At 33.7% G+C, this 1,283-nt stretch carries 3 protein-coding genes and 1 pseudogene; all 4 read right to left on the bottom strand.

All coding sequences use genetic code 11. The annotated features are described in order from the left end of the window. Window positions 1–3: 3 nt before the first annotated feature. Window positions 4–87 (bottom strand): 23S rRNA methyltransferase attenuation leader peptide, encoded by an 84-nt coding sequence (locus SST62_RS01000000111525; RefSeq protein WP_001814874.1) that lies wholly within the window; start codon window positions 85–87, stop codon window positions 4–6. Between the two features lie 48 nt (window positions 88–135). Beyond that, window positions 136–375, bottom strand: a complete 240-nt coding sequence (locus tag SST62_RS0105505; protein ID WP_000635249.1) for a peptide-binding protein — start codon at window positions 373–375, stop codon at window positions 136–138. A gap of 119 nt (window positions 376–494) precedes the next feature. Beyond that, window positions 495–755 (bottom strand): annotated as a pseudogene (locus tag SST62_RS1000000112205) (topoisomerase DNA-binding C4 zinc finger domain-containing protein); the annotation flags it as partial. A 169-nt stretch (window positions 756–924) separates the two neighbouring features. Beyond that, the coding region (locus SST62_RS0105495; RefSeq protein ID WP_029186603.1) for a methyltransferase at window positions 925–1,283 on the bottom strand (359 nt) is incomplete at its 5' end.

Raw genomic sequence — 1,283 nt, 5'->3', positions numbered from 1 at the left:
TATTTATTTATCTGCGTAATCACTGTTTTTAGTCTGTTTCAAAACAGTAGATGTTTTATCTACATTACGCATTTGGAATACCAACATGACGAATCCCTCCTTCTTAATTACAAATTTTTAGCATCTAATTTAACTTCAATTCCTATTATACAAAATTTTAAGATAATGCACTATCAACACACTCTTAAGTTTGCTTCTAAGTCTTATTTCCATAACTTCTTTTACGTTTCCGCCATTCTTTGCTGTTTCGATTTTTATGATATGGTGCAAGTCAGCACGAACACGAACCGTCTTATCTCCCATTATATCTTTTTTTGCACTGATTGGTGTATCATTTCGTTTTTCTTTTTGTGCGCCTAAATTTCCCACAATCACTCACTTCTTTCTATTTCTTCTTATTCTTATTTTATCATCAACAATCACAAATCACTTGTGATTTGTGATAAGTGATTTGTGATTAATATATAAAAGCCCTCTTTAAAGGGCTTTTATGTTTATTTTGAGAAAGATATAAAATCAATATATCCCTTTTCTCCGATTTTTACAACGGCATTGTAGGACTTTCTATCTTTCGTTTTGATTCCTTTTACCAGGGTTTCTTTTCCCTCTAGTAATTCTTTTACATTTGTTTTGGTGAGTTTTTTCTTTCTAAAATGTTCAGCTAAAGTGAAGGTACATTCAGGATAATTTGAACAACCATAAAACGATTTTTTTAATACAATATTGTTGCCACACTTAGGACATTTTCCTACAAGAGGTCCCGAGCGCTTAGTGGGAATTTGTACCCCTTATCGATACAAATTCCCCGTAGGCGCTAGGGACCTCTTTAGCTCCTTGGAAGCTGTCAGTAGTATACCTAATAATTTATCTACATTCCCTTTAGTAACGTGTAACTTTCCAAATTTACAAAAGCGACTCATAGAATTATTTCCTCCCGTTAAATAATAGATAACTATTAAAAATAGACAATACTTGCTCATAAGTAACGGTACTTAAATTGTTTACTTTGGCGTGTTTCATTGCTTGATGAAACTGATTTTTAGTAAACAGTTGACGATATTCTCGATTGACCCATTTTGAAACAAAGTACGTATATAGCTTCCAATATTTATCTGGAACATCTGTGGTATGGCGGGTAAGTTTTATTAAGACACTGTTTACTTTTGGTTTAGGATGAAAGCATTCCGCTGGCAGCTTAAGCAATTGCTGAATCGAGACTTGAGTGTGCAAGAGCAACCCTAGTGTTCGGTGAATATCCAAGGTACGCTTGTAGAATCCTTCTT

The organism is Streptococcus suis YS56, assembly GCF_000440115.1.
Taxonomy (GTDB): domain Bacteria; phylum Bacillota; class Bacilli; order Lactobacillales; family Streptococcaceae; genus Streptococcus; species Streptococcus suis_L.
The sequence above is the reverse complement of the archived record's forward strand: the minus strand, read 5'-3'. Positions and strand labels throughout refer to the sequence as shown.

What these genes read in the sequence shown, in the direction of transcription:
- SST62_RS01000000111525 (WP_001814874.1), bottom strand. Translation starts at nt 87, where the DNA reads ATGTTGGTATTCCAAATGCGTAATGTAGATAAAACATCTACTGTTTTG.